This window comes from Alistipes dispar (assembly GCF_006542685.1).
In the GTDB taxonomy this organism is placed as follows: domain Bacteria; phylum Bacteroidota; class Bacteroidia; order Bacteroidales; family Rikenellaceae; genus Alistipes; species Alistipes dispar.
On the sequence record NZ_AP019736.1, the window covers coordinates 1 to 26,397 of the forward strand.

A 26,397-nucleotide genomic window follows, 5' to 3' on the forward strand; every position below is an offset into this window, starting at 1 on the left:
ATGCTGAATAACACGCAGACATACAGCGATATGTGGCAGAACTGCCTCGATCGGATCAAGGCGCAGACCTCGGCCGAAGAGTTCGAGAAGTGGTTCCAGCCCATCGTTCCGCTCGAATTCGACGGCACGACGCTCCGCCTGCGCGTTCCCAACGAAAGCTACGTGCGCCAGATCGAAAAGAACTACATCCCGTTCCTCAGGCCGATCATCTCGCAGCTCTACGGGCAGCAGACACGGCTCCACTACGCCGTGCCGCGCGCCGCGCAGCCGGTTCCCGTGGCGGCGGAGGCCGACACGACGGCCATCTCGCGCTTCAACACGCAGACGAACACCGCAAATATAAAGAATCCGTTCGTGATTCCGGGACTCAAGCGCATCGTAATCGACCCGCAACTGAACCCGAACCTCACCTTCGCCACCTTCATCGAGGGCGAATGCAACCGGCTGGCCCGCTCGGCGGGCATGTCGGTGGCCGTCACGCCGGGCAACAACCCCTTCAACCCCCTCTACATATACGGGGACTCGGGGCTGGGAAAAACCCACATCGTGCAGTCGATCGGCCACGAGGTGCGGCAGCGGCATCCCGAGTTGCAGGTGCTCTACGTCTCGATGAACAAGTTCCAGGCGCAGTTCCAGACCGCCTACAAGAACGGCGAGATACCCGACTTCATCCACTTCTACCAGATGATCGACGTGCTGATTATCGACGACATCCAGGAACTGACCGGAAAGACGGGTACGCAGAACGCCTTCTTCAATATCTTCAACCACCTGCAACTGGCCGGCAAGCAGTTGATCCTCACCTCGGACAAGCCGCCCGTGGAGCTGAAGGACATCGAGCAGCGGCTGCTCACGCGCTTCAAGTGGGGGCTTTCGGCGCAGCTCAATACGCCGGACTACGAGACGAAGCTGAAGATCATCCGCGCCAAGGCGCAGAAACTCGGCGCACAGATCTCGGACGACGTGGCGGTGTACCTCGCCGACAACATCTCGGCCAACGTGCGGGAGATCGAGGGCGCGCTGTCATCGCTCGTGGCGAACGCCTCGTTCCTCGGCCGCAAGATCACCACGTCGCTGGCCAAGGAGATACTGAAGGTCTATGTACAGCTCTACCAGAAGGAGATCACCATCGACCACATCATCGAGGTCGTATGCGACTACCTGAACCTCGACTTCGCGCGCTTCAACTCCACGGAGCGCACGCGTGAAATCGCCCAGGCGCGGCAGATCGCCATGTATCTGGCCAAGCAGCACACCAAGGCACCGCTGACGACCATCGGCGCGGCCATCGGAGGGCGCAACCACGCCACGGTGCTCCACTCGTGCAAAGCCGTCTCGAACCTGCTGGAGACCGACAAGGCGTTCCGCCGCCAGGTCGAGGAGATCGAAAAGAAGGTGCTCGCCCAATAACAGGGCATACATAGCGTCAGTACAAACAGAAGATCGTGACAAACAATGTCACGATTTTTCGTATATTTGCAAGAAACGGTATGAAATCGTTCGTCATTCTTTTGATCGCTTTATTTTCAGGAATCGGGAACTGCCATGCAATCATTCCGGATACCGTATATATTAGGAAGCCGGAAAGCATGGGGCTGATATATAAAAATTTAGAAGTCATCACAAACGACGGGTACAAAATCGAAACCTGGTTTTTCCCCGCACAAAGCCCGCTGTCCGAGGGTGAGCTGCGGGATCTGAACGGAAACCGCCGAACCTACGAAACGCAGGACGAGACAAAGCGCCCGACCATAATCGTATGCAATGGCGATGCAGGCAACATGTCTTACTTCCAACTTTATCTGGCGAAGAGCTGGACTTCCCGAGGGTTCAATGTCGTCACTTTCGACTGGCGCGGATTCGGCAAAAGCTCACCCTTTGCAATGGATCGCAACTACCTGTGTTATACGGAAATGCTGGAAGATTACCGGGCTGTCGTACGAACCACCTCCGAACAGGAGGAGGTCTTGAACGGAGCGATAGCCGTCGTCGGCTGGTCGACAGGCGCCTATCTGTCCATGATTACGGCCTACACCGACGATCTGGTGAATGCGTTCGTCGGCCGTTCCCTTCCGACCGATTTCGACGATTTCATCCCTTTGGTCATGAAGTACAAAAACAAGACCCGCAATGAATTGCTGGTCCCGGAGGATTTTCCGACCGAACTGATGCCCGTACATATTGCTCCGGAATTCGGAAAACCTCTTTTCCTGATCGTAGGCGAGAACGATTTCCGCACTCCCGTCTGGATGAGCAGGAAAATAATCGAATCCGTGCCCGGAACGACTCCCAAAGAGTTGATGATCGTAGAAAATGCCGCTCACGGCGGAAAGGAAGACCCGATACTGATCGCATTCGACGACTTCATAAAAAGAACATCCGATTTTCTTATGGCCAATTTACGACCTCTGCACGGTAAACAGCCGTCTGCCACCGAATAATATGGACCAACCCAAACTGGAACGCCTGCTGCGGCTCATGAAGCTGCTCACGGCCAACACGACCTACAACGTGGACCAGCTGGCCGAGCGGCTCCGCATGTCGCGCCGCACGATCTACCGCTATATCGACACATTCCGCGAGGCGGGATTCGTCATCAAGAAGTCGGGCGACTGCATCCGACTCGACAAGGAGTCGCCGCACTTCCGCGACATCTCGCAACTGGTGCACTTCACCGAGGAGGAGGCCGTGATCCTCAAGAACGCCATCGAGAGCATCGACGACTCGAACCTGCTGAAACAGAACCTCAAGCGCAAACTCTGCTCGGTTTACGACAACAAGACGCTGGCCGACACGGTCGTGCGCGGCCGGAACGCCCCGAACATCCGCCGCCTGATCGAGGCCATCGAGGAGCGGCGGCAGGTCGTCCTGCACGGCTACCGGTCGGCGCACGGCGGGGAGGTACGCGACCGCCGGGTGGAACCTTTCGCCTTCACGACGAACTACGTGCAGGTGTGGTGCTACGACCCCGAAAGCGGTTCGAACAAGCTCTTCAAGACCCTGCGTATCGGCGAGGTCGAGCCGACCGAGACTCCGTGGGAACACGCCGGAGAGCACGCCGAAGGATTCATCGACGCATTCCGCATGCACGGCGAACGACGCATCCGCGTACGGCTGGAGATGGGGCTGCTGGCCTGCAACCTGTTGTGCGAGGAGTATCCGCTCGCCGAACGCGATATTCGCCCGGCAGGCCGGGGACGGTGGCTGCTGGACACCGAGGTGGCCGGCATGGCGGGCGTGGGGCGCTTCGTCGTGGGACTGCTCGACGACATCCGCATCATCGACTCCCCCGAACTGACCGACTACCTCCGGAACTACCTCCGCCAGCACGCCCTGCGGTAGGCTACCCGGAAAACGGCGGCCCGGACGGAATAAGAGACTCCGGGCGGTCCGCCCCGGAAATCGGCGGCCATTTTTTGCAAAAAAATCGAACCGTGTCAAAAGCTGACACAAACAAGCCGTTCCTTTGTACCGTGAACCTAAAAAAACAGTAGAGTATGGGAACAGCTTACAAAATCCGCTGCAAACATTGCGGCGCCCGGTTCGACCACTACATGCAGCCCGGTTACGGCATCCTACCCGCGTGCGTGGGCTGCGGCGAGACGGTCGAAACCGAAACGGCCATCCGCTGCCCGGCCTGCCGCCGCAGGCTCAACGCCACGCAGGAGGAGTTCAACCGACAGATCGAAGTGACCTACCAATGGGACTGACCTGCAAAAAAACAGCCCCGAAACGCGGAAATCCGGGGAAAATCGCTATCTTTGAAAGGTAAATTCATTTTTCGGAACGATGACACATTTGCAGGAGGGAGACATGGCTCCCGATTTCAGGTCCACGACGCAGGACGGCATGCCGCTGACACTCGCCGATCTCCGGGGACAGCGCACGATTCTCTACTTCTACCCGAAGGACAACACCTCGGGCTGCACGCTCGAGGCCCAGAGTCTGCGCGACGGCAGGGAGGAGCTGGCCCGGATGGGATTCCGCATCGTCGGCGTGAGCCCCGACAGCGAACGGTCGCACCGGAACTTCTGCGCCAAGCACGACCTGAACTTCACGCTGCTGGCCGACACCGACCACTCGGTCTGCGAAGCCTACGGCGTGTGGGCCGAGAAATCCATGTACGGCCGCAAATACATGGGGGTCCTGCGCACGACGTTCGTCATCGACGCCGAAGGTCGGATCGAACGGATTTTCACGAAGGTGGACACCAAGAACCACTACCGGCAAATCCTCGACGCATACGAATAGAGAGGAACTATGAAACGTCCGAACCGCATCGCGCTGCTGCTCGCAGGTCTGCTGCCGGCTCTCGCCGGGCGGACCCAGGAGCTCCCGGGCTGCATGACACCGGGGGTGCGGGCCGAAATGCGGGTCTTCCTCTACGGAAGAAGCGCTTTCGAACCGGCCCGGCCCGACGTGGGATGGATACGCGAGGAACTCGACCCGGTTCAGCGTGAACGCAGGCATCTGGAGCGTATGATGCGCTCCCGGGCCAGAGAGCGGGCGCTGGAGGCAGTCGAAGGGGCGGAGCGGTCCGCCGCGCCCGCCGACCCGTCGGTCGCGATCGGCGAATGGCGCGTAAGCGTCGGCAACAACGGCAACTGGAGCCCCTATCCGGACCGGGCGCTGGACGCACGGGCCATCCGTTACCCGATGCGCGACATCCGCGAACTGGACCGGGCGAAAAAGGCAGGGCCGCCCCGGCCCGCACCGCCGAAATAGCGGAACAGGAGAGGGAACGCCCGATGCGGCGCCCCGAACGGAACAAAAGAAAAAACGATAAAAAAAGGAACAACAACATCCATGGCAGAAAAAGTACAGGTGAACCCGGACAAGCTCAAAGTCTTGAACGCGGTGATGGAGAAGATCGAGAAGGACTTCGGCAAGGGGTCGATCATGCGCATGAACAGCACGGAAGTCAATGACATTCCGGTGATCCCCACGGGGTCGATCACCCTCGACATGGCCCTCGGCGTCGGCGGCTACCCCAAAGGCCGCGTCATCGAGATCTACGGCCCCGAATCGTCGGGCAAGACCACGCTGGCGATCCACGCCATCGCCGAGGCGCAGAAGGCGGGCGGCATCGCGGCCTTCATCGACGCCGAACACGCCTTCGACAGCTTCTATGCCCAGAAACTGGGCGTGGACGTGGACAACCTGCTCATCTCGCAGCCCGACAACGGCGAACAGGCACTCGAAATCGCCGACTCGCTGATCCGCTCGAGCGCCATCGACATCATCGTCATCGACTCGGTGGCGGCCCTCACGCCCAAAGCCGAAATCGAGGGCGAGATGGGCGACGCGAAGATGGGCCTCCAGGCGCGTCTCATGTCGCAGGCCCTGCGCAAGCTCACCTCGAGCATTTCGAAGACCAAGACCGTCTGCATATTCATCAACCAGCTGCGCGACAAAATCGGCATCGTCTACGGCAACCCCGAGACCACGACCGGCGGCAACGCGCTGAAATTCTACGCTTCGGTGCGCATCGACATCCGCCGCATGTCGGTCATCAAGGACGGCGAGGAGCAGCTCGGAACCCGCACGAAGGTCAAGGTCGTGAAGAACAAGGTGGCGCCTCCGTTCAAACGTGCGGAGTTCGACATCATGTTCGGCGAGGGCATCTCGAAGATCGGCGAAATCATCGACCTCGGCGTGGATTACGGCGTACTGAAGAAAGCCGGGTCGTGGTTCTCCTACGGCGACAGAAAGATCGGCCAGGGCCGCGACGCCGTGAAGGAGCTGCTGAAAAACGATGCGGCGCTGGCCGCGGAGATCGAAGAGAAGGTCCGCGAGGCGATGAAGAACCAAAAACAGTAGCCTATGGGATATACTGCCGAGGATGAAGCCCTGATCCGGGAAAAATGGGACGACCTGTTGTTCTCGTGCACGAAAATCTGCAAGAACGACGAGGACTGGAATTTCATCAAACGGGCGTTTTTCCTGGCCAAGGAGGCACACGAGGGGGTACGGCGCCGCTCCGGCGAACCGTATCTCCTGCATCCCATTGCAGTAGCCAAAATCGTCATCGACGAGATCGGGCTGGGCGTGAAGTCGGTCGTCGCGGCGCTGCTGCACGACGTCGTGGAGGACACGGAGTACACCGTGGAGGACATGGAGCGCATCTTCGGCCCCAAGATCGCCTCGATGGTGGACGGACTGACGAAGATGGCCGGCGTGTTCAACGCCGACACCTCCGAGCAGGCCGAATACTTCCGCAAGGTGCTCCTCACGCTTTCGGACGACGTGCGGGTGATCCTCATCAAGATCGCCGACCGGCTGCACAACATGCGCACGCTGGGGTCGATGCCCATGAACAAGCAGATCAAGATCACGGGCGAGACGATCTACCTCTTCGCGCCGCTGGCCTACCGGCTGGGCCTCTATTCGATCAAGAGCGAGCTGGAGGACCTCTGCATGAAGTACCGCTTCCCGCAGCAGTACGCCGAAATCACGCAGAAGTTGCAGGAGAGCGAGGCGTCGCGCCGGGAGTTCATCGACAAATTCAGCGCCCCGATCGTCGCCGCGCTCAACCGCGACAACTTCAACTACGAGATTTCGGGCCGCGTAAAGAGCGTCTATTCGATCTGGTCGAAGATGCAGCGCAAGCAAATCCCCTTCGAGGAGATCTACGACCTGTTCGCCGTGCGCATCGTCTTCAAGCCGCTGCCGTTCCCCTCGGAAAAGACGCAGTGCTGGCAGATTTACTCCACGATCACCGATATCTACACCCCCAAGCCCGACCGGCTGCGCGACTGGATTTCGATGCCCAAGGCCAACGGCTACGAAGCGCTGCACTCGACGGTGATGGGGCCCGACGGCGTATGGGTCGAAGTGCAGATCCGCACGCAGCGCATGGAGGACATCGCCGAACGGGGATTCGCCGCGCACTGGAAATACAAGCACGCCACCATTTCGCAGGACGAGGACGAATTCGACAAGTGGCTCAAGCAGATACGGGCGGCGCTGAACAGTCCGACGGAAAACGCCGTGGACTTCCTCGATAACTTCAAATTATCGCTATATACTTCTGAAATAGTAGTATTTACACCGAAAGGAGAATCCCGTAAGATGCCTTTCGGCGCCACGGCGCTGGATTTCGCCTACGACATCCACTCGAAGATCGGCAACAGTGCCATCAGCGCCAAGATCAACCACAAGCTCGAACCGATCACCACGCAGATCAACAGCGGCGACCAGATCGAGATCATAACGGCCGATACGGCCCGTCCGAAACCCGAATGGCTGGACATCGTCACGACGGCGAAGGCGAAATCGGCCATCAAGAGCTTCCTCAAACGCGAACGGCAGAACAATATCGAGCGGGGCATGCAACTGCTCGAGGAGAAGATGAAATCGCTCAATATCCAGCTCAGCGGCAGGGTATTGCGCAAGATCGTCCCGATCTACGAGAGTAACAACAAAGAGGAGCTGTACAGCAAGATCGGCGCGGGAATCGTCTCGCTGGACGATCTGGACAAGGTCCTGAAGGTCAATTCGAAGAGCAAGATACTCAAGTTCTGGACGCTCTTCATCCCCCAGAAAAAAGAGGAGGAGGGCGACGACACGGGCGAGATCGCGCCGCCGGCACAGCCGAAAGAGCCGGCCGACGAACCGCAGTTCGAGATCGCGGAGTGCTGCAAACCGATTCCCGGCGACAAGGTCGTGGGGTATCGCAATCCGGTGACGGGAAAAATCATCGTCCACAAGGCCACGTGCGACGAACTGAACCGGCTGGCCGCGCAATACGGGAAAAACATCGTCAAGGAGGAGATCAAATGGTCGCAGCACAAGGCCATGTCGTACCTCGTCACGACCGAGTTGCGCGGCATCGACCGCCAGGGGCTGCTGCTCGACCTGGCGAAGGTGGTCAGCGACGATTTCAACATCAACATCCGCGAAGTGAACATCCACAGCCACGACGGCATCTTCGAAGGCAGCGTCAGCCTGTATGTCAAGGACGCGGAGAGCCTGAATGCCGTAATGGACAAACTTCGAAAGATCAAAGGAATAGACAGCATTAAACGAACTATCAGTTAAGGTCATGGAAGACTTCTCGACGATTCTGTGGATCCTGGTGATCGCCGCGGCTTCGCTGTTGTCGCAAGGCCGCAAGGCACGGTCCGGAAAGACATCGCGCAAACCGGGACCGGCGACGGACGACACTGCGCCGCATCCGACGCCTACGACACGTCCCGAATGGCCCGGAATCCCCGGATTTCCGAAGATTCCGGGTTTCCCGGAAGGCAAGATGCACGACGGAGAAACCCGGAAAGCCGCGGCGGAAAGCGCTCCGGAGGCTCCGGCACGCCGTGTCGTCTCCGGTCCGGAAAGCCGCGAAAAGCCTTTCTCCAAGCCGAAAACGACCGAAAGAGCACCCGGCACGGATCAGCCCGAAACCAGAGAAACAACTGTTTTTCCGGCAGATGCGGCCTCAGCGCGGAAGCGGCGGGACGAGAGTGCCCAAAGGCGGCAAGTCGCGGAACAGCGACGGATTCCGACCGTACAGCCCGCTCCGGAGACGGTCTTCGGACTTCCGGCGACAGGGCGCACGGCCTCTGCAACGATCATGCAGGGTTCGATCGGTTCGGACGACAGCCCGTGCGTCGCGAACCGGACGGAAGAGGAGCCGGCGGCCGGAATAGCCGCGGATTTCGATCTGCGCAGGGCCGTGATCTACGCCGAGATACTCAAACCGAAATTCGAAGAATAACCGTCCGGACAACCCCGACAAGGGCCAGAGGAAACGCTCAGACAGCTCGGTATCCGAGCCCGACGGATCCGAACCGGGCATGGAAATATGCGAACGTTCCGGATAAAACAGGTACAGGTAAAGGATAGACAGGACGAAGATGGACTGTCAGCCCCGGACGACACCCGAAGGAGCCGCGAATCGCCGCCTACGATCTCCGGAGGATCAGACGAACGCTCGGAATCCAGCGCAAACCGGGGAACGGTGTTCATGCCCGCCGGGGAAACCTGCAATCCGGCGCATCGCCCCGGAAAGATCCCCCTGCGTTCAGTTCGCGGCACTCGCACCGAACGAAAGCGGCCTGTATCATCGGAGACGCATATCGACCGGAAAAAGCCGCGGAACGAATCGCAACGACACAACCTTATAAAATCAAAAGAGATGGCATCCATTTTTTCACGCATCATCGCAGGGGAAATTCCTTCCTACAAAGTCGCAGAGGATGAAAACTACTATGCATTCCTCGACATCAATCCGCTTACGAAAGGACACACGCTCGTGGTTCCGAAACAGGAAGTGGACTATATTTTCGACCTCGACGACCGGACGCTGGCCGGCATGATGGTATTCGCCAAGCAGGTGGCGGCCCGAATCAAGCGCGAAATAGCGTGCGCAAGGGTAGCCGTAGTCGTATTGGGCATGGAAGTACCTCATGCGCACATCCATCTGATCCCGATTCAGAGCGAAAACGACGTGGATTTTCACCGGGAAAAGCTCCGGCTGACACCGGAAGAATTCCGGGAAATCGCCGAAAAGCTGGCCCGGTAAACCGGAATTTACAAAAATACAATTCATTTTTTATCAGGCATATAGTGGGTTATCAACACTATATGCCTGCTTTTTTATTTAACATAATATAAGCTACGGAAAATAGATCCGAAAAAAGAAGCCAATCGTAATTCGAAATACCGGAAAATTATCGGAAAATCGACCGGATAGGGTAGATTATTTCCATTTGTAAACACCGGCAAAGTGTATCCACTCTGCATTATGTTACAAATGTAAATACAATTCGATTGTCTATGCCTGTTAATATATAAATATGGAAAATACACATCACTTGCCGATAAATAGCTTTTTACCGCCACACAAGCAGAAGTCAAAATAATTAACAAATAATATTAACTACTTAAATACCAATAGTTATACAAATCATATAAAGTAATACAACAGCAATAGGCAATAAAATCAACCGAATAACGGCAGGGGATTCTTCGAGCAGGATAAATAACACGCAAACACTAAATATACCAGACATTTAAATTTATTTATATCTATCTATACTTTATATAAGTGACTCCGGCGACTTTTAACCATATCCGAATGATTACACTTGTAAACTTTTTCAACACTTATTAACATTTTACAAATAGAAAAATTCCTTGTTTTACAAAAGAAAAATATTTATTTTTGTAAAAAATTAGGCCGATGAGGGAAAAATTGCTCGATTTGATGAAAAACGAAGGGCTGAAACCGAGCCAGCTCGCGGAGACACTCGGAATCAACCCAGCCGGAATTTCGCATATCCTCGCCGGACGGAACAAGCCGGGGTTCGACCTGTTGCAAAAAATTCTCCGCCGGTTTCCCCGGATCAACCCCGACTGGCTGCTGCTCGACGCTCCGCAGATGTACCGGGAACAAATCCCGGGAAACCCGACGCAGTCCCAATCGGCTGTTCCGGAAAACGAACCGACGGGCGGATTGTTCGGACAACCGGCGACGGAACCGGGCCGGCCGGGAATCTCCCCGACATCGGTTACGGAACGTCCGGAAAGTCCGCGAACGCTCACGGAGCTGCTAGTCGGAAAAAAAGCGGGCGTCTCGGTGACGCGAATCGTCCTGTTTTACGACGACCAAACCTTCGAAAGTTATACGCCCGAGAAGACGATGAAATAATTTTTCCGGGACAGTCTCCGGAATATCGCAGGCACGAGGCGATAAAATACGATAAGGAAGCTCGCAGCCGACGAATTCGCAGCACGGTCATAACCCGGCCGGATACCCGGAAAATCGCATATAGCGGATTCGTATCTCCGAAAATTACGGTCGCCGCATGGATTCGCTCCGGGGATATCATCCGGAATCGCCGCAGTTAGGAAGCAATCCAACAAAATCCGAAAACCATACGACCGACAGATGCCGACGGAAAATCCCGGAAAACATTCCGCCGCGGCAGTCCGGCCCGCATCGGTTTATTAGGCTTAAAGACGTCAAAGGGCAGATATCAATACAAAGATAAAGATATAAATGAATTAATATTTATATTATGTTAAATAATAGGTCGTATCATCCGAATCTTCCAAATATCTATGCAAATTATTACTTTTGTACATTTATATGAGCGTTCGACCGACATCTCGACAGTATTTGCGTTGCATTCCGCCGCATGGCATTTCGCCTCACGGCCGTTTGAATGCCGACCGGAAATCCGCAAACCGCACGCGGTGCGTACGACGACATCCGAAGACTCCGGCCAATCCGCAGCAAGTCGCATTCCGGCGCTTGTGCTGCCGTTCATTCGCGGCCGGTATCGGAAGAAGCGTACGGACGAAGGCCGTTCGGAATCGGGACGATGGCAACCGCCGATCGGAAAATCCAAACCGGGCTTCGGGATAACCGCCCTTCGGTCCGCAAGCGGAAAGACAGGGAGCACCACCCTGCCGCATAAATTAATAAACTATTGGTTAACAATGAATAAGGCTATTTTCAGCTTACTTATCGCAGGATTCCTGAGCGCCTGTTCGCCGCAACCGGCATCGCAGGAAAAGACGCTGTACGTGTCGATTCTGCCGATACGCAGTCTCGTCAAGGAGATCGTGGGCGAAGATTTCCGGATCGAAGTGCTCGTCCCGCCCGGAGCGAGCCCCGAAACGTTCGAACCGACACCCAGACAATTCATCGGACTGAACGAGGCCCAGCTCGTTTTCAACGTGGGTCTTCTCGAGTTCGAGACGGCTCTGCTGGACAAAATCGAAGACCGCACGAAGATCGTGGACCTGAGCCGCGGCATCGTACGGATCGAGGGCTCGTGTGCGCATGCCGGCAGGAACGGCAGCGACCATGCCCACGGGGTCGATCCGCACGTGTGGACTTCGCCGCGGGCCCTGCAACGGATGGCGGAGAATGCCTACGAGGCTATTCACGCCCGCTGGCCCGACTCGGCGAAGTACACGGCCAACCATGCACGGCTGCAGGAGGAGTTGCGGCAGCTCGACCTCCGCACGGCGGAAAAGATAGCCCGCAGCGGCATTCGCTATTTCATCATCTACCACCCCGCCCTGACCTACTACGCCCGCGACTACGGGCTGCGGCAGGAGGCCGTCGAGGCCGACGGCAAGGAGCCATCGGCCAAACGGCTGACGGCGCTCATCCGGCAGGCCCGGAAGGACGGCATCGGCCGGATCCTCTACCAGAACCAGTTCCCCGTGTCGGTCGTGGAGACCATCGCCCGCGACATCGGCGCCGAGTGCACGGAGATCGACCCGCTGCGCGAGGATGCGATCGCCAACATAGATTCGATCACCGATTTAATAGTCCGGCCGCAATGACACTGATAACACTGCGCGACGTAGGCGTCGCATACGACGGGTACGAAGCCCTCGAGCACGTCGATCTGGAGATCGGGGAGCACGACTTCCTGGGCGTCATCGGTCCGAACGGAGGCGGCAAAACGACGCTCGTGAAGGCCATTCTGGGAACGATACCCCACTCGGGAACGATCCGCTACGCTCCCGAGCTGTTCCGCGGCGGAGAGCGGCTGATCGGATACATGCCCCAGATTTCGGATTTCGACCGCGCCTTCCCGATCTCGATGCAGGAAGTCGTGCTCTCCGGGCTGCAGGGACGCCGCGGATTCCGCTCGCGCTACACGAAGGAGGACCGGGCGAAGGCAACGGCCCTGCTCGAAGAGGCCGGGATCGCCGACACGGCCCGCAAACCGATAGGCGAAGTGTCGGGAGGGCAGATGCAGCGGGCGCTGTTGTGCCGGGCCGTAATCGCCGACCCGAAACTGCTGATTCTGGACGAACCGGCGAACTTCGTGGACAACCGTTTCGAAAAGGAACTGTACCGCACGCTGCAGGAACTCAATCGGCGCATGGCCGTCGTCATCGTCTCGCACGACATCGGAACGATCACCAGCGTCGTGAAGGAGATCGTCTGCGTCAATCGCCGCGCACACCGTCACCGCTCGAATATACTGACCGAGGAGCAGTTACGCAACTACGACTGCCCGATCCAGCTCGTATCGCACGGCCATATCCCCCATACCGTGCTGGAGCACCACCCGGGCGACGGGTGCTGCGACGGCGAATGATCCGCGACGACGACGCCCGCCCCGCACGGGACAGCCGGCGCGGAAATGTCCCGGACGAGTGCCTACGGACTCCCGTATGGCACGGCCGGCGCGTTCCGGAACGGTTATTTTTCCGAACGGCACAATAACGATAGGGCCGAAAACGTTTCAATATAAACGCAATCAGCCCGATATGCATCGAAACGCCCCCGTTGGACGGATTCTTGCAGGAGTTGAAGCGACAAACGAAAAAATAAAAAACCATGATCCGATTCCTATTAACGATAGTCGTGCTGTTCGCGGGCATGACGGCCGAGGCGCAGCAGTCCACGGTCAAACGCATCTATCCCAAACAGGAGCAGAAAAGCGAAAACAGAAGCGAACGCAGAAAGGCAGAGCGTAAACAGCGCCAGTCCGAAAAATTCATCCAGGCGGAGATCGACTCGATCAACTACGCGAACGCCCTTCAGGCGCTCGAAAACCTCGATTTCGTGCTGGAGGCCGACCAACTGGTGTTCAAACGCGGAATGAGCGTGTTCGTCTCCACCACGACCAATTTCATCTCGGTGCAGAACGACAAGGCCGTCGTGCAGATCGCGCCGTTCAACGCCGGCGGAGGCCCGAACGGCGTGGGCGGCATCACGGTGGAGGGACTGGCGTCGAATATCCAGATCAAGACCGACAAACGGGGAACCTCCTACTTCTCGATGAGCGTCATGGGCAAGGGCATTTCAGCCACGGTGTCCATCACGCTGCCGAAGGGGACGGACCAGGCCTCGGTGACGGTCAATCCCAACTTCCACTCCAACCGGATCACGCTCAACGGAACGCTGATGCCGGCTGAAAAATCCCGTGTATTCCAGGGAATCACCTTCTGATCCCGCCCTGGCCGAAGCGGACGGAAGGGGCCTCTTCCGCGCACGAAACGAAAACCGCTGCGATCGTTCGGATCGCAGCGGTTTGTCATTGCGGATACGAGACCGCCTTTCCACGACAGTCTCCCCCGCCCCGCGGGAGGAATCCGCACGACGGCAGGGCGCGCCTACCCTACTTCTTCTGCTCGTTGATGGCGCTCAGCTTCTCGAAGAGCTTCCCGAAGGCATCGGCCATTTCGGCGCGCAGTGCGGCGTAATGCTTGCGCACGAGCGAACGGTTATGCGGTTCGGCGGGATTCATCGCTTTGGAGAACAGATCGTTGCGCAGAGCCACGGCCTCCTGCATCACTTCGAAGATCTCCTTCTCTTTCGAAGGCTGGAAGCAGATAGCCATATCGCAATCGAAAACGACCTCCTCGAGGCGGTAGTCGATCTCTTTTTTCAGGTAACGTAAATTTGCCATATTAAAAATAGGTATTGGAATTTTCTGCAGACAAAGATAGGAAAACGTTTCCTTATTACCAAACGCCCGGCACGGGAAATCGCCCGAAGCGTCCCGATCGGAACGGCGTAGGAAACTGAACGGCGGCCGGAGCGGACGGAACAGACCGCAGGCGGCGGCCGGACCCGGGAAAGGCCTCGCGGCCGCGACAGCCGCACCGATCCCCTCCGGAATCCGGGCCGGGAAACCGGGAAAAAGACATCCGGATACGATTTTCCGGCCCGGAATTTTGCATTTTCCGGAAAAATCCCTACATTTGTATAAATGATTAACCGCAACCATATCCATCGTCATCACCACCATTTCCGCAATCCGGCAAAGGGGCAGACGACTATGTATATGTATCGCAGATAGACCGAATCAATCCGTACACAATACACACGAGCTCACCCTCTGCGGGATGAGCTCTTTTTTTGTTCATCGCCGCCGGAGAGTGTCCTAAAAACACCGAAAGAACATGCTGAAAATCGCCATCCAGGCCAAAGGCCGGCTCAATGAACAGAGCCTCGAACTGCTCTCCGAAGCGGGTATCCGGGTCGCCGAGAGCAAACGCAAACTGATTTCCCGTGCGGAAGGGTTTCCGCTCGAAGTCCTCTACCTGCGCGACGACGACATCCCGCAGGCCGTCTCGATGGGGGTCGCCGATCTGGGCATCGTGGGGCTGAACGAGGTGGCCGAAAAGGGCTTCGCGGTCGAACAGCTCATGGACCTCGGCTTCGGAGGCTGCCGCCTCTCGCTGGCCGTCCCTCGGACGGCGGACTACGAAGGGCCCGACTTCTTCCGCGGCAAGCGCGTGGCGACCTCCTACCCCAACATCCTCGCCCGCTATTTCGCGGAAAAGGGAATCGAGGCCGACATCCACACCATCGAAGGCTCGGTAGAAATCGCCCCGGCCGTGGGCATGTCCGACGCCATCTTCGACATCGTATCGTCGGGCGGCACGCTCATCTCGAACGGTCTTACGGAGGTCGAGAAGGTCTTCTTCTCGGAGGCGGTGCTCATCGCCGCACCCGACCTCGACCGGGCGAAACGCACGGAGGTCGGGCAGCTCACCTTCCGCTTCAATTCGATCCTCGACAGCCGCGACATGAAATACGTGCTGATGAACCTGCCCCAGGAGCGGCTCGACGAGGCCATCCGGATACTGCCCGGCATGCGCAGTCCGACGGTGCTGCCGCTGGCCCAGGAGGGCTGGTGCTCGATCCACGCCGTGATCGACAAGGCGCAGCTATGGGAACGCATCGAGCGGCTCAAGGCCATCGGTGCCGAAGGCATCCTGATCCTCTCTCTCGAAAACATGATCCGCTGAAACAAACCGCAGAAACGATGGAAATACTGAAGATTTACGACAATCCCGCCCGGCCGCAATGGGCGGACCTCACCCGACGCTGTACCCGGCAGGAGGACGAAATCGCCGAACAGGTCGCCGGCATCCTCGCCCAGGTGCGCGAAGGAGGCGACGAGGCGCTCCGCCGCATCGTCCGCCGCATCGAGGGCCGCACGCCCGAGGCATTCGAAATTCCGGCCGACATCCGCCGCAAGGCTGCGGAGGCGGTCTCCGACGACCTGAAAAAGGCGCTCGCCGCGGCCAAAGCCAACATCGAGGCCTTCCACCGCGCCCAGTTGCCGCAGGAGGTGCGCATCGAGACGATGCCCGGTGTCCGCTGCATGCAGCGCGCCATGCCGATCCGCCGCGTGGGGCTGTACGTCCCGGGCGGCCAGGCGCCGCTCTTCTCCACGGTGCTGATGCTCGCCGTCCCGGCACGGGTCGCCGGATGCGGAGAGGTGATCCTCTGCACGCCGGCCTCGCGCGAAGGGGCCGTCGCCCCGGAGATACTCTACGCCGCCGACCTCTGCGGCGTGGACCGCATATTCGCCGTGGGAGGCGCGCAGGCCGTGGCCGCCATGGCCTACGGCACGGAGAGCATTCCGCGGGTGGACAAGATCTTCGGTCCGGGCAACCGCTATGTCACCCGGGCCAAGCAACTGGTCGCAGGCGACACGGTGGCCGTGGACCTTCCGGCCGGCCCTTCGGAGGTGCTGGTGCTCCTCGACGACGACGCATCGCCCGCCTTCGCCGCCGCCGACCTCCTCTCGCAGGCCGAGCACGGGGGCGACAGTCAGGCCATGCTGGTCTGCGCCTCCGAAACCTTCGCGCGGCGCGTGCAACTCGCCGTCGAAGAGCAATTGCAGCGCCTCGGACGGGGAGCGGTCATCCGCGAGGCGCTCCGCACGAGCCGGATCGTGGTGCTCGGCGACCGGGAGGAGCGCATCGCCTTCGCCGACGCCTACGCCCCCGAGCACCTGATCGTGGCGATGCGCGACCCGTGGGAGGCCGCCGGGCGGATCGCCGCGGGCAGCGTGTTCGTAGGTCCCTGGTCGCCCGAAAGCGCCGGGGACTACGCCTCGGGAACGAACCACACGCTGCCCACGGGCGGCTGGGCGAGGGCCTGCAGCGGCGTGAACACCGACGCATTCCTGCGCAAGATCACCTATCAGGAGCTCACGCGCGAAGGGCTCGGGCGTCTCGCGCCGACGATCGTCGCCATGGCCGAAGCCGAAGGGCTCGGGGCACACGCCGCAGCGGTGCGCATCCGGATGAAAGGAGGTGCGCTATGAGACCCCTCGAAGAGTTGGTGCGCCCCAACATCCGGGCATTGCGCCCCTACTCCACGGCCCGCGACGAGTACGCCGGAGGCGAATGCGCCGGGAGTGCCGTCCAGACCTGGCTCGACGCCAATGAAAATCCCTTCGAGAACGGCATCAACCGCTACCCCGACCCGCACCAGCGGCGGCTCAAGCGGCAGATCGCCGCGCTGAAAGGCATCGGCGAGGAGCGGATTTTCCTCGGCAACGGCAGCGACGAGGCGATCGACCTGGCCTACCGTATCTTCTGCGTCCCGGGACGCGACAACGCCGTGTCGATCTCCCCCACTTACGGCATGTACCGCGTGGCGGCCGACACGAACGACGTGGAGCTGCGCGAAGTGCCGCTCGGCGAGGGGTTCTCGCTGCCGGTCGAGGCGCTGCTCGCCGCTGCGGACGAGCGCACGAAACTCCTGTGGCTCTGCTCGCCGAACAACCCCACGGGCAACGCCTTTCCCGAAGGGGAGATCGAACGACTGCTCGCCGGATTCGACGGGATGGTGGTGCTCGACGAAGCCTACATCGACTTCGCCGACGGACCGGGATTCCTGCCGCGCCTCGCGGAGTTTCCGAACCTGATCGTCCTGCAGACCTGCTCGAAAGCCTGGGGCATGGCGGGCCTGCGTCTCGGGCTGGCCTTCGCCTCGGAACCCGTCGCGGAACTTTTCGCAAGGGTCAAATACCCCTACAACATCAACACCCTCGCACAGGAGGCGGCCTCCGAACGGCTCGCATGGGACATCGCCGGGCAGACCGCCCTGATCCGCAGCGAACGCGCCGCCGTGGCCGAAGCCCTCGCCGGGGCCGCCTGCATCGAACGCGTCTACCCCTCCGAGGCCAACTTCCTGCTGGTACGCACGCCGGACCCGGACCGTCTCTACGACACCCTGATCGGAGCGGGCATCATCGTCCGCAACCGCTCGCGCATCCCGGGATGCGCCGGATGCCTGCGCATCACCGTCGGAACCCCCGGGGAGAACGCCCGGCTCATCGAAACCGTCAAAAATTTCAGACCATGAAAAAAGCCCTCTTCATCGACCGCGACGGCACGATCGTCGCCGAACCCGCGGACCAGCAGATCGACAGCCTCGGGAAGCTGGAGTTCGTACCCGGCGCCATCTCGGCGCTGAAGGCCCTCGCCGGGCTCGATTTCGAGCTGGTGCTGGCCTCGAATCAGGACGGGCTGGGAACCGACGCCTTTCCCGAAGCGGCGTTCCTGCCCGCACACGAAAAGATGCTCTCGACGCTCCGCGGCGAAGGGATCGAATTCGCCGACCAGTTGATCGACCGCACGTTCGAGCGCGACGGAGCCCCCACGCGAAAGCCCCGCACGGGCCTGTTCGGCAACTACCTCGGCGGCGGATACGACCTGGCCGCGAGCTACGTCATCGGCGACCGCGCGACCGACATCCTGCTGGCCCGCAACCTCGGGGCGCGGGGCATCCTGCTCGCCCCGCGCGGGGAGGGCGAACGGCTGCTGCGCGAAGCGGGGGCCGCGGAGGCCTGCGCACTCGTCACCGACTCGTGGGAGGAGATCGCCGAGTACATCCGCCGCGGAGAGCGGCGGGTCGAGGTACGGCGCGAAACGCGCGAGACGCGGATCGCCGTGCGCCTCGACCTCGACGGACGCGGGGCGTCCGGCTGCCGGATCTCGACGGGGCTGCGTTTTCTGGACCACATGCTCGAACAGATCGTCCACCACGGCGGCGTGGCGCTGGACGTGGAGGCCCGGGGCGACCTCGACGTGGACGAACACCACACGGCGGAGGACGTGGCCATCGCGCTGGGCGAGGCGATCGACCGCGCGCTGGGCTCCAAGGCGGGCATCGCACGCTACGGATTCGCCCTGCCGATGGACGACTGCCGGGCGCTGGTGCTCCTCGACTTCGGCGGACGCATCGACTTCGAATGGGACGCGGAATTCCGCCGCGAACGCATCGGCGACATGCCCACCGAACTGTTCAGCCACTTCTTCCGCTCGCTCTGCTGCGCCGCGCGGTGCAACCTCCAGATCGCGGCCCGCGGCGGAAACGAACACCACAAGGCCGAAGCGATCTTCAAGGCCTTCGCCCGCGCCCTGCGGATGGCCGTGGCCCGGCAGGGATTCGGATACGACATACCCAGCAGCAAAGGAGTCCTATGATAGCGGTGGTCGATTACGATACGGGTAACCTGCGCTCGGTGGCCGAAGCGCTGCGACGTGCAGGCGCGGAGTTCCGCCTCACGGCCGACCAAAGGCTGCTGCGCGAAGCGGAAAGGGTGATCCTCCCCGGAGTCGGCGAGGCATCGTCCGCCATGCAAAGGCTCCGCGAACGGGAGCTCGACCGGGTGATTCCCTCGCTCGCGCAGCCCGTGCTGGGCATCTGCATCGGGATGCAGCTCATGTGCCTTTCGAGCGAGGAGGGCGACACCCGCTGCATGGGCATCTTCCCGGCACGGGTGCGGCGGCTGCCCGCCGCCGCGCCGGACGGCGGACGGATCAAGGTCCCCCACGTGGGCTGGGACACGCTCTCCGGCCTGCGGTCGCCGCTGTTCGACGGGCTGGACGAGGGGGCGTATGTCTATTACGTACACTCGTTCGCCGCGGAACCCTGCGCGGAGACCGTCGCCGTGACCGACTACGGCGGGCCGTTCAGCGCGGCACTCGCGTGCGGCAACTTCTTCGGCGTGCAGTTCCACCCCGAAAAGAGCGGGGAGACGGGTGCGCGCATACTTCGCAATTTTCTGAACATGAAATGAAACGACTTTACGCATGATCGAAATGATTCCCGCAACGGACCTCATCGGCGGCCGCTGCGTCCGCCTCACGCAAGGCGACTATACGAGCCGGAAAACCTACTACCGCGACCCGCTCGAAGCGGCGCTGCGCTTCGAAGAGGCGGGCGCACGCCGCCTACACATGGTCGATCTCGACGGCGCGAAGGCCGCCGAACCGCAAAACCTGGCGGTATTGGAACGCATCGCCGCGAAAACCTCGCTCGAGGTGCAGTACGGCGGCGGCATCAAGAGCCGCGCAGCGCTGCGCAGCGTCTTCGACGCCGGGGCGCGCCGGGCCGTCTGCGGTAGCGTCGCGGTGCGCGAACCGGAGCTGTTCGCCCGGTGGATCGCGGAGTTCGGCCCCGAACGCCTGATCCTCGGGGCCGACGTCCGCGACGGCGTCGTGGCGATCCAGGGCTGGACGGAGCGTTCGGAACGCACGGCGCCCGAGCTGATCGAAACGTTCCTGCCGGCGGGGCTCAGGCAGGTCGTCTGCACGGACATCTCGCGCGACGGAATGCTCTGCGGCCCGGCAGTCGCCCTCTACGCCGACCTGCAGAGGCGGTTCCCGCAGGTCGAAATCACCGTCAGCGGCGGCGTCTCGTCGCCGGACGACATCGCGCGGCTGGAGCGCGAAGGGCTGCGCAGCGTCATCGTCGGCAAAGCCCTCTACGAAGGCCGCATCACCCTCGAAAAACCCGGACCATGCTCGCCAAACGCATAATCCCCTGCCTCGACATCCGCGACGGCCAGACCGTCAAGGGAATCAACTTCACCGCACTGCGGCAGGTCGGGGACCCCGTGGAGCTGGGGGCGAAATACGCCGCCGAAGGGGCCGACGAACTGGTGTATCTCGACATCAGCGCCTCGGAGGAGGGACGCCGCACCTTCACGGGACTGGTATCGCGCATCGCCGCGCGGATCGACATCCCTTTCACCGTCGGGGGCGGCATCGCGTCGGCCGAAGACGCCGCCCGGCTGCTCGACGCCGGAGCGGACAAGGTGTCGCTCAACAGCGCGGCCGTCGCGAATCCGGCGCTCATCGACCTGCTGGCGGCCCGGTACGGGTCGCAGTTCGTCGTGGCGGCGATCGACGCCCGGAAGACCGGCGAACGCTGGCAGGTGACGACCCACGGCGGCAAGCGGGCCACGGAACGCGAACTGTTCGAATGGGCCCGGGAGGTCGCCGACCGGGGCGCCGGAGAGATTCTCTTCACCTCGATGGACCACGACGGCACGCGGAACGGCTATCCGTGCGACCTGTTCGCCCGACTGGCCGAACTGCCGATCCCGGTCATCGCCTCGGGCGGCGCGGGATGCGTCGGGCATATCGCCGACGTGCTGACGCGCGGCAGAGCCGACGCGGCACTGGCGGCCAGCATCTTCCACTACGGGGAAATCCCGATTCCCGTCCTCAAGCGCGAGTTGAGGAAAATGAATATAAACGTCAGACTATAAACAAAACAGAGAAAACATGAAAATCACAGCGAAACCCTTTTCGGAACTCGATGCCGAAAAGCTCCCCGACGGGCTCGTTCCCGCCGTCATTCAGGACGACCGCACCCTGCAGGTGCTCATGCTGGGCTACATGAACCGCGAAGCCTATGAGAAAAGCCTCGCCGAAGGACGCGTCACCTTTTACAGCCGCACGCGCCGCCGCCTTTGGACGAAGGGCGAGACGAGCGGCAACTGGCTCGACATCGTTTCCGTGGCGGCGGACTGCGACAACGACACGCTGCTCATAAGGGTCATCCCCCACGGCCCGACCTGCCATACGGGGTCGAAAAGCTGTTTCGGAGCGGCCCTGCCCGAAACGGAAGGGTTCATCCGCTACCTGCAAAGCGTCATCCGCGGCCGGCACGCCGAAATGCCCGAAGGCTCCTACACCTCGAAACTCTTCACGCGCGGTGTGAACAAGATCGCCCAGAAGGTCGGCGAGGAGGCCGTGGAGACGGTGATCGAGGCCGTAGCGAAGAATCGCGAGGCGATGATCTACGAAGCCTCGGACCTCATATACCACCTGCTCGTGCTGCTCGAAGCCACCGGGTGCTCGATCGCGGACCTCGAGAAGGAACTGGCGCGCAGACATGCCTGAAGAACGCCCGCCGGAATCGGAAGGACGGACCGGAAAGACCCGAACGCCAAACGGCCCCGGAAAGGCCCGCAGCCGGACGAAAAACGCCCCTGCCGCATTGCACGGCAGGGGCGTTCGTTCGCGTCCCCGGAAGCGGTCCGATCACATGCGTTCGGGGACGTCGATGCCCAGCAGGCGCATGCCGCTGCGAATGACGCGGGCGACCTGCCCGGCCAGCCGCAGACGCATCCGGCGCACGGCGGGGTTCTCCTCCCGGAGAATCGAATGATCGTGGTAGTAGCCGTTGAAGGTCTTGGCCAGTTCGTAAACATAGGCTCCGACGATCGAAGGGGCGAAACTGTCGCCCGCGGCCTTCACCACGGCAGGGTATTCCGTCAGCGATTTGACGAGGGCGATCTCCTCCGGCAGGTAGTCCGCGGCGGCTCCGTCGCCGTCGCCCTCAAGACCGATGCCCGCCTCGGCGGCCTTGCGCAGCACGGAACGGATGCGTGCATGGGTGTACTGGATGAAAGGGCCCGTATTGCCGTTGAAGTCGATCGACTCGCGCGGGTCGAAGAGCATCGTCTTCCTGGGATCGACCTTGAGGATGAAGTACTTCAGCGCCCCGAGGCCCACCATCGCCGAAACGGCATCGGCCTCCTCCTCCGTGCAGCCGTCCAGCTTGCCCAGTTCGGCCGACATCTCGCGCGCGGTCTGCACCATCGCGGCGATCAGGTCGTCGGCATCGACCACCGTGCCCTCGCGCGACTTCATCTTGCCCTCGGGCAGCTCGACCATACCGTAGGAGAGGTGCGTGATATGATCGCTCCACTCGGCGTAGCCCAGCTTCTTGAGAACCAGTTTCAACACCTGGAAGTGGTAGTTCTGCTCGTTGCCCACGACATAGATCATGTCGTCGAGCCGGTTGTCCTCGAAACGGCGGTAGGCCGTACCGAGGTCCTGCGTCATGTAAACCGACGTGCCGTCGCCGCGCAGCAGCAGCTTCTCGTCCAGCCCGTCGCCCGTGAGGTCGATCCACACCGAATTGTCCGGGCGGCGGTAGAAGACGCCCTTGACAAGGCCCTCCTCGACGAGCGACTTGCCCAGCAGGTAGGTCTGCGACTCGTAGTAAACCTTGTCGAAATCGACCCCCAATGCCTTGTAGGTCACGTCGAAGCCCTCGTAAACCCAACCGTTCATCGTCTCCCAGAGCGAATAGACCTCCGGATCCTTCGCCTCCCAGCGGCGCAACATCTCCTGCGCCTCGCGCATGATCGGCGCATTCCGCTTGGCCTCGTCCTCCGACTGCCCGGCGGCCACGAGTTCCCTGACCTGCTCCTTGTAGTGCTTGTCGAACTCGACGTAGTACTTGCCTACGAGGTGGTCGCCCTTCATGCCCGACGAGGCGGGGGTCTCGCCGCCGCCGTAGAGTTTCCACGCCAGCATCGACTTGCAGATATGGATGCCGCGGTCGTTCACCAGGTTGGCCTTGATGACCGTGTGGCCGTTGGCCGCGAGGATCTGCGCCACGGAGTAGCCCAGCAGGTTATTGCGGATATGGCCCAGGTGCAACGGCTTGTTGGTGTTGGGCGACGAGTACTCGATCATCACGGTGCGACCCGTCGGCGCAGCCTGGCCGAAATGGTCGTCGGCGGCGATCTCCTCGAAGCGGGCCGCCCAGAACGCGCCGTCGAGCGAGAGGTTCAGGAATCCCTTGATGACGTTGAACGACGCGATCTCCGGCACGTGGGCCGTCATGTATTCGCCTATCTCGGTCGCAGTGGCCTCGGGCGACTTGCGGCTGCGGCGCAGCAGCGGAAAGGTCACGAGGGTATAGTCGCCCTCGAATTCCCTGCGGGTTTTCTGAATCTGCAACTGCTCGCCCGAAAGCTCGCCGTAAAGCGCCTCCACCGAACGGCGGACCGCATCCGAGATAAAGGTTTCGATATTCATTGTGTGCTCTGCGATTTTTCGCCTGCAAATTTAGCGATTTTCGACGAATAATCAATTCCCGGGGGCGGGAATCTCCCCAATATCGGAAAACATTGCCTATCTTTGCGGAAAATAACCCGCGCGATGCGGGCGGCAGGCCCCGGCCGGGCCGTATCCGTCCCTTCGGAACCGCCGCCGTCCGCCGCCGGAAAACGACCAACACTCGTCAGATGGAAATACTGATCATTCTGTTACTGATCCTGCTGAACGGCCTGTTCGCCATGTCGGAAATCGCCTTCATCTCGGCGCGCCGTTCGAACCTCGAAATGCAGGCCCGGCAGGGCAGCGCGTCGGCGCGGCAGGCGCTCAAACTCGCCCGGGACCCGGACCGGTTCCTCTCGACCATCCAGATCGGCATCACGCTGATCGGCATCCTCACGGGTATCTACTCGGGCGATGCGCTGGCCGGCAAGGCGGGCGCGGAGCTGGCGCGGCTGGGTATTCCGATCGCCACGGCCACCCTCGCGGCGCAGTTCGCCATCGTCATCGTCGTCACCTACCTCACGCTCATCTTCGGCGAGCTGGTTCCCAAACGGATCGGCATGAACGCCGCCGAACGCATGGCCAAGATCATGGCCCGCCCGATGCGGCTGCTCGCGGCCGCGGCCTCGCCGTTCGTCTGGCTGCTCTCCAAGAGCACGGCAGGCGTGACCCGCCTGCTCGGACTGCGCGAGGCCGAAACGAAGGTCACCGAGGCGGAAATCCGCTCGATCATCCAGGAGGGGGCCGAGGACGGCGAGGTGCAGCAGGTCGAACAGCAGATCGTCGGCCGGGTCTTCTCGCTGGGCGACCGCACGGTGGAGTCGATCATGACCCACCGCAGCGAAATGGTGTGGCTCGACGCGGCGATGAGCGCGCAGCAGATCCGCGAGAAGGTCGCCGCCGAGCCGCACAACCGCTACCCGGTGGGAGACGGAACGCTCGACAGACTGCTCGGCGTGGTTTACCTAAAGGACCTGTTCGTACACCTCCCCGACGAAGGGTTCGACCTGCGCGCGCTGATCGAGCCGGCCAAGTTCTTCCACGAGGGTTTCGAGGTTTACAATGCCCTCGAACAGTTGCGCAACGAACAGTTGGGATACGGCATCATCTGCGACGAATTCGGCGTGACGCGCGGCATCATCACCTTGCGCGACATCTTCGAGGCGCTCGTGGGCGAGCTGCCCGAGCAGAGCGAGGAGCCGGACATCGTTCCGCGCGAGGACGGCAGTTGCCTGGTGGACGGGCAATGCCCGTTCTACGACTTCCTGCTCCACTTCGGTGCCGAGGAGGAGCACCCCACCAACGCCTACAACACCGTCAGCGGCCTGATCCTCGATCAACTGAAGCACATCCCGACAACCGGAGAGCGGCTGCAATGGGGCGGTTTCGGATTCGAGATCGTGGACATGGACGGCGCACGCATCGACAAAATACTCATCACGCGCATCCCGGAAGACCCGGCACAAGAGGTATGAAAATAGCGGACATCGAATTGGGCGAGAAGCCGCTTCTGCTGGCTCCGATGGAGGACGTGACGGACCCGTCGTTCCGTTACATGTGCAAACGGTTCGGGGCCGACGTGGTTTACACGGAGTTCATCTCCTCGGACGGTCTGATCCGCGACGCGGCCAAATCGCTCCGCAAGCTCGAGATCGACGAGGCGGAACGCCCCGTGGGCATCCAGATTTACGGCCACCTCGTCGAACCGATGGTCGAGGCGGCGCGGATGGCCGAAGCGGCCGGGCCGGACATCATCGACATCAACTTCGGCTGCCCGGTGAAGAAGATCGCCGGACGGGGAGCCGGATCGGGCATGATGCGCGACGTGCCGCTGATGGTCGAAATGACGCGGCGGATCGTCGGGGCGGTGAACAAACCCGTGACGGTGAAAACACGCCTCGGATGGGACGACGAGTCGAAAAATATCGAGGAGATCGCCCTCCGCCTGCAGGACACGGGCATCGCCGCGCTGACGATTCACGGCCGCACGCGCGCACAGATGTACCGAGGCGAAGCGGACTGGACGCTGATCGGCCGGGTGAAGAACAACCCGCAGATACGCATTCCGATCATCGGCAACGGCGACGTGGATTCGGGACCGAAGGCGGCCGAAATGTTCGAACGCTACGGCGTGGACGGCGTGATGATCGGCCGCGCGACCTACGGCCGGCCGTGGATCTTCCGCGAGGTGAAGCACTTCCTCCGGACGGGCGAGGTGCTGCCCCAGCCGTCGGTCGCGGAGCGGGTGGAGATCGCCCGGGAGCACCTGGGCAAGTCGCTCGAGGTCAAAGGCCCGCACGTGGGGATTCTGGAAATGCGCCGCCACCTGACCAACTACTTCAAGGGGCTGCCCGATTTCAAGGCCACGCGCCTCAAACTCGTGACGTCGCTCGATCCCGACGAACTCTACTCCACGCTCGACTTCATCGCCGAGCGCTGGGGAGACTTCGACCTCTCGGGCACGGTCCCCGCGCCGCTGTCGCACGACCTCTGACAGCGGGGAACCGCAGCCAGACAGGGAGA

Annotated in this window: 26 protein-coding genes; 24 read left to right on the forward strand and 2 right to left on the reverse strand. The window is 61.0% G+C overall.

Features of this window, described 5'->3' with window-relative positions; all coding sequences use genetic code 11:
* The 14 genes from dnaA to FME97_RS00065 all read left to right on the forward strand — a co-directional run bounded on the left by dnaA (position 1) and on the right by FME97_RS00065 (position 13,924).
* Complete coding sequence (gene dnaA, locus FME97_RS00005; RefSeq protein WP_141427364.1) at positions 1 to 1,410, forward strand: chromosomal replication initiator protein DnaA; 1,410 nt, start codon at positions 1 to 3, stop codon at positions 1,408 to 1,410.
* Between the two features lie 80 nt (positions 1,411 to 1,490).
* Positions 1,491 to 2,441 carry an alpha/beta hydrolase family protein gene (locus tag FME97_RS00010; protein WP_141427365.1) on the forward strand — a complete coding sequence of 317 codons (951 nt, stop codon included), beginning with the start codon at positions 1,491 to 1,493 and terminating at the stop codon, positions 2,439 to 2,441.
* A gap of 1 nt (position 2,442) precedes the next feature.
* Positions 2,443 to 3,342, forward strand: coding sequence for a helix-turn-helix transcriptional regulator (locus tag FME97_RS00015; protein WP_141427366.1), 900 nt, complete (start codon positions 2,443 to 2,445; stop codon positions 3,340 to 3,342).
* 155 nt (positions 3,343 to 3,497) lie between these two features.
* Positions 3,498 to 3,710 (forward strand): hypothetical protein, encoded by a 213-nt coding sequence (locus FME97_RS00020; protein ID WP_141427367.1) that lies wholly within the window; start codon positions 3,498 to 3,500, stop codon positions 3,708 to 3,710.
* 79 nt (positions 3,711 to 3,789) lie between these two features.
* Entirely contained in the window at positions 3,790 to 4,251 is a 462-nt protein-coding gene (gene bcp, locus FME97_RS00025) for a thioredoxin-dependent thiol peroxidase (RefSeq protein ID WP_141427368.1), read from the forward strand.
* Positions 4,252 to 4,260: 9 nt separating this feature from the next.
* Positions 4,261 to 4,725 (forward strand): hypothetical protein, encoded by a 465-nt coding sequence (locus tag FME97_RS00030; protein ID WP_141427369.1) that lies wholly within the window; start codon positions 4,261 to 4,263, stop codon positions 4,723 to 4,725.
* Positions 4,726 to 4,806: 81 nt separating this feature from the next.
* On the forward strand, positions 4,807 to 5,820 hold the full coding sequence (gene recA / locus FME97_RS00035; protein ID WP_141427370.1) for a recombinase RecA: 1,014 nt from the start codon (positions 4,807 to 4,809) through the stop codon (positions 5,818 to 5,820).
* 3 nt (positions 5,821 to 5,823) lie between these two features.
* Entirely contained in the window at positions 5,824 to 8,040 is a 2,217-nt protein-coding gene (locus tag FME97_RS00040; RefSeq protein WP_141427372.1) for a RelA/SpoT family protein, read from the forward strand.
* A gap of 529 nt (positions 8,041 to 8,569) precedes the next feature.
* Positions 8,570 to 8,713, forward strand: a complete 144-nt coding sequence (locus FME97_RS12365; protein ID WP_162502035.1) for a hypothetical protein — start codon at positions 8,570 to 8,572, stop codon at positions 8,711 to 8,713.
* 420 nt (positions 8,714 to 9,133) lie between these two features.
* Positions 9,134 to 9,520: an HIT family protein gene (locus FME97_RS00045; protein WP_141427374.1), complete on the forward strand. Its 387-nt coding sequence runs from the start codon at positions 9,134 to 9,136 to the stop codon at positions 9,518 to 9,520.
* A gap of 660 nt (positions 9,521 to 10,180) precedes the next feature.
* Entirely contained in the window at positions 10,181 to 10,648 is a 468-nt protein-coding gene (locus tag FME97_RS00050) for a helix-turn-helix domain-containing protein (RefSeq protein ID WP_141427375.1), read from the forward strand.
* 794 nt (positions 10,649 to 11,442) lie between these two features.
* Positions 11,443 to 12,300: a metal ABC transporter solute-binding protein, Zn/Mn family gene (locus FME97_RS00055; protein WP_141427377.1), complete on the forward strand. Its 858-nt coding sequence runs from the start codon at positions 11,443 to 11,445 to the stop codon at positions 12,298 to 12,300.
* The gene (locus tag FME97_RS00060) at positions 12,297 to 13,067 is read left to right on the forward strand and encodes a metal ABC transporter ATP-binding protein (protein WP_141427378.1); all 771 of its coding nucleotides are present in this window, start codon (positions 12,297 to 12,299) and stop codon (positions 13,065 to 13,067) included. The genes FME97_RS00055 and FME97_RS00060 overlap by 4 nt, the downstream gene beginning before the upstream one ends.
* A 242-nt stretch (positions 13,068 to 13,309) precedes the next feature.
* Complete coding sequence (locus FME97_RS00065; protein WP_141427380.1) at positions 13,310 to 13,924, forward strand: DUF4251 domain-containing protein; 615 nt, start codon at positions 13,310 to 13,312, stop codon at positions 13,922 to 13,924.
* A gap of 169 nt (positions 13,925 to 14,093) precedes the next feature.
* Here FME97_RS00065 and FME97_RS00070 read toward each other — a convergent pair whose 3' ends face one another.
* Positions 14,094 to 14,384: a hypothetical protein gene (locus tag FME97_RS00070; RefSeq protein ID WP_141427381.1), complete on the reverse strand. Its 291-nt coding sequence runs from the start codon at positions 14,382 to 14,384 to the stop codon at positions 14,094 to 14,096.
* A gap of 496 nt (positions 14,385 to 14,880) precedes the next feature.
* Between FME97_RS00070 and hisG the strand changes: the two genes are divergently transcribed.
* The 8 genes from hisG to hisIE are packed head-to-tail and all read left to right on the forward strand — an operon-like array spanning position 14,881 to position 21,921.
* A complete protein-coding gene (gene hisG, locus FME97_RS00075; RefSeq protein WP_141427383.1) occupies positions 14,881 to 15,732 on the forward strand; it encodes an ATP phosphoribosyltransferase in 852 nt (283 codons plus the stop codon).
* Between the two features lie 17 nt (positions 15,733 to 15,749).
* The gene (gene hisD / locus FME97_RS00080) at positions 15,750 to 17,042 is read left to right on the forward strand and encodes a histidinol dehydrogenase (protein ID WP_141427385.1); all 1,293 of its coding nucleotides are present in this window, start codon (positions 15,750 to 15,752) and stop codon (positions 17,040 to 17,042) included.
* A complete protein-coding gene (gene hisC / locus FME97_RS00085) occupies positions 17,039 to 18,088 on the forward strand; it encodes a histidinol-phosphate transaminase (RefSeq protein WP_141427386.1) in 1,050 nt (349 codons plus the stop codon). The genes hisD and hisC overlap by 4 nt, the downstream gene beginning before the upstream one ends.
* Positions 18,085 to 19,212 carry a bifunctional histidinol-phosphatase/imidazoleglycerol-phosphate dehydratase HisB gene (gene hisB / locus FME97_RS00090; protein WP_141427388.1) on the forward strand — a complete coding sequence of 376 codons (1,128 nt, stop codon included), beginning with the start codon at positions 18,085 to 18,087 and terminating at the stop codon, positions 19,210 to 19,212. The genes hisC and hisB overlap by 4 nt, the downstream gene beginning before the upstream one ends.
* Positions 19,209 to 19,808 (forward strand): imidazole glycerol phosphate synthase subunit HisH, encoded by a 600-nt coding sequence (hisH, locus tag FME97_RS00095; RefSeq protein WP_141427390.1) that lies wholly within the window; start codon positions 19,209 to 19,211, stop codon positions 19,806 to 19,808. The genes hisB and hisH overlap by 4 nt, the downstream gene beginning before the upstream one ends.
* Positions 19,809 to 19,821: 13 nt before the next feature.
* Entirely contained in the window at positions 19,822 to 20,550 is a 729-nt protein-coding gene (hisA, locus tag FME97_RS00100; protein WP_141427392.1) for a 1-(5-phosphoribosyl)-5-[(5-phosphoribosylamino)methylideneamino]imidazole-4-carboxamide isomerase, read from the forward strand.
* Positions 20,532 to 21,284 (forward strand): imidazole glycerol phosphate synthase subunit HisF, encoded by a 753-nt coding sequence (gene hisF, locus FME97_RS00105; RefSeq protein WP_141427393.1) that lies wholly within the window; start codon positions 20,532 to 20,534, stop codon positions 21,282 to 21,284. Before hisA ends, hisF begins: the two co-directional genes overlap by 19 nt.
* A gap of 16 nt (positions 21,285 to 21,300) precedes the next feature.
* Positions 21,301 to 21,921, forward strand: a complete 621-nt coding sequence (gene hisIE, locus FME97_RS00110; protein WP_141427395.1) for a bifunctional phosphoribosyl-AMP cyclohydrolase/phosphoribosyl-ATP diphosphatase HisIE — start codon at positions 21,301 to 21,303, stop codon at positions 21,919 to 21,921.
* A gap of 141 nt (positions 21,922 to 22,062) precedes the next feature.
* On the opposite strand, the gene argS is transcribed toward hisIE, so the two are convergent.
* A complete protein-coding gene (argS, locus tag FME97_RS00115; protein ID WP_141427397.1) occupies positions 22,063 to 23,853 on the reverse strand; it encodes an arginine--tRNA ligase in 1,791 nt (596 codons plus the stop codon).
* Positions 23,854 to 24,062: 209 nt separating this feature from the next.
* On the opposite strand from argS, the gene FME97_RS00120 reads away from it, so the two are divergent.
* A complete protein-coding gene (locus FME97_RS00120; protein ID WP_141427398.1) occupies positions 24,063 to 25,349 on the forward strand; it encodes a hemolysin family protein in 1,287 nt (428 codons plus the stop codon).
* Positions 25,346 to 26,368 (forward strand): tRNA dihydrouridine synthase DusB, encoded by a 1,023-nt coding sequence (dusB, locus tag FME97_RS00125; RefSeq protein WP_141427401.1) that lies wholly within the window; start codon positions 25,346 to 25,348, stop codon positions 26,366 to 26,368. The genes FME97_RS00120 and dusB overlap by 4 nt, the downstream gene beginning before the upstream one ends.
* Positions 26,369 to 26,397: the final 29 nt, after the last annotated feature.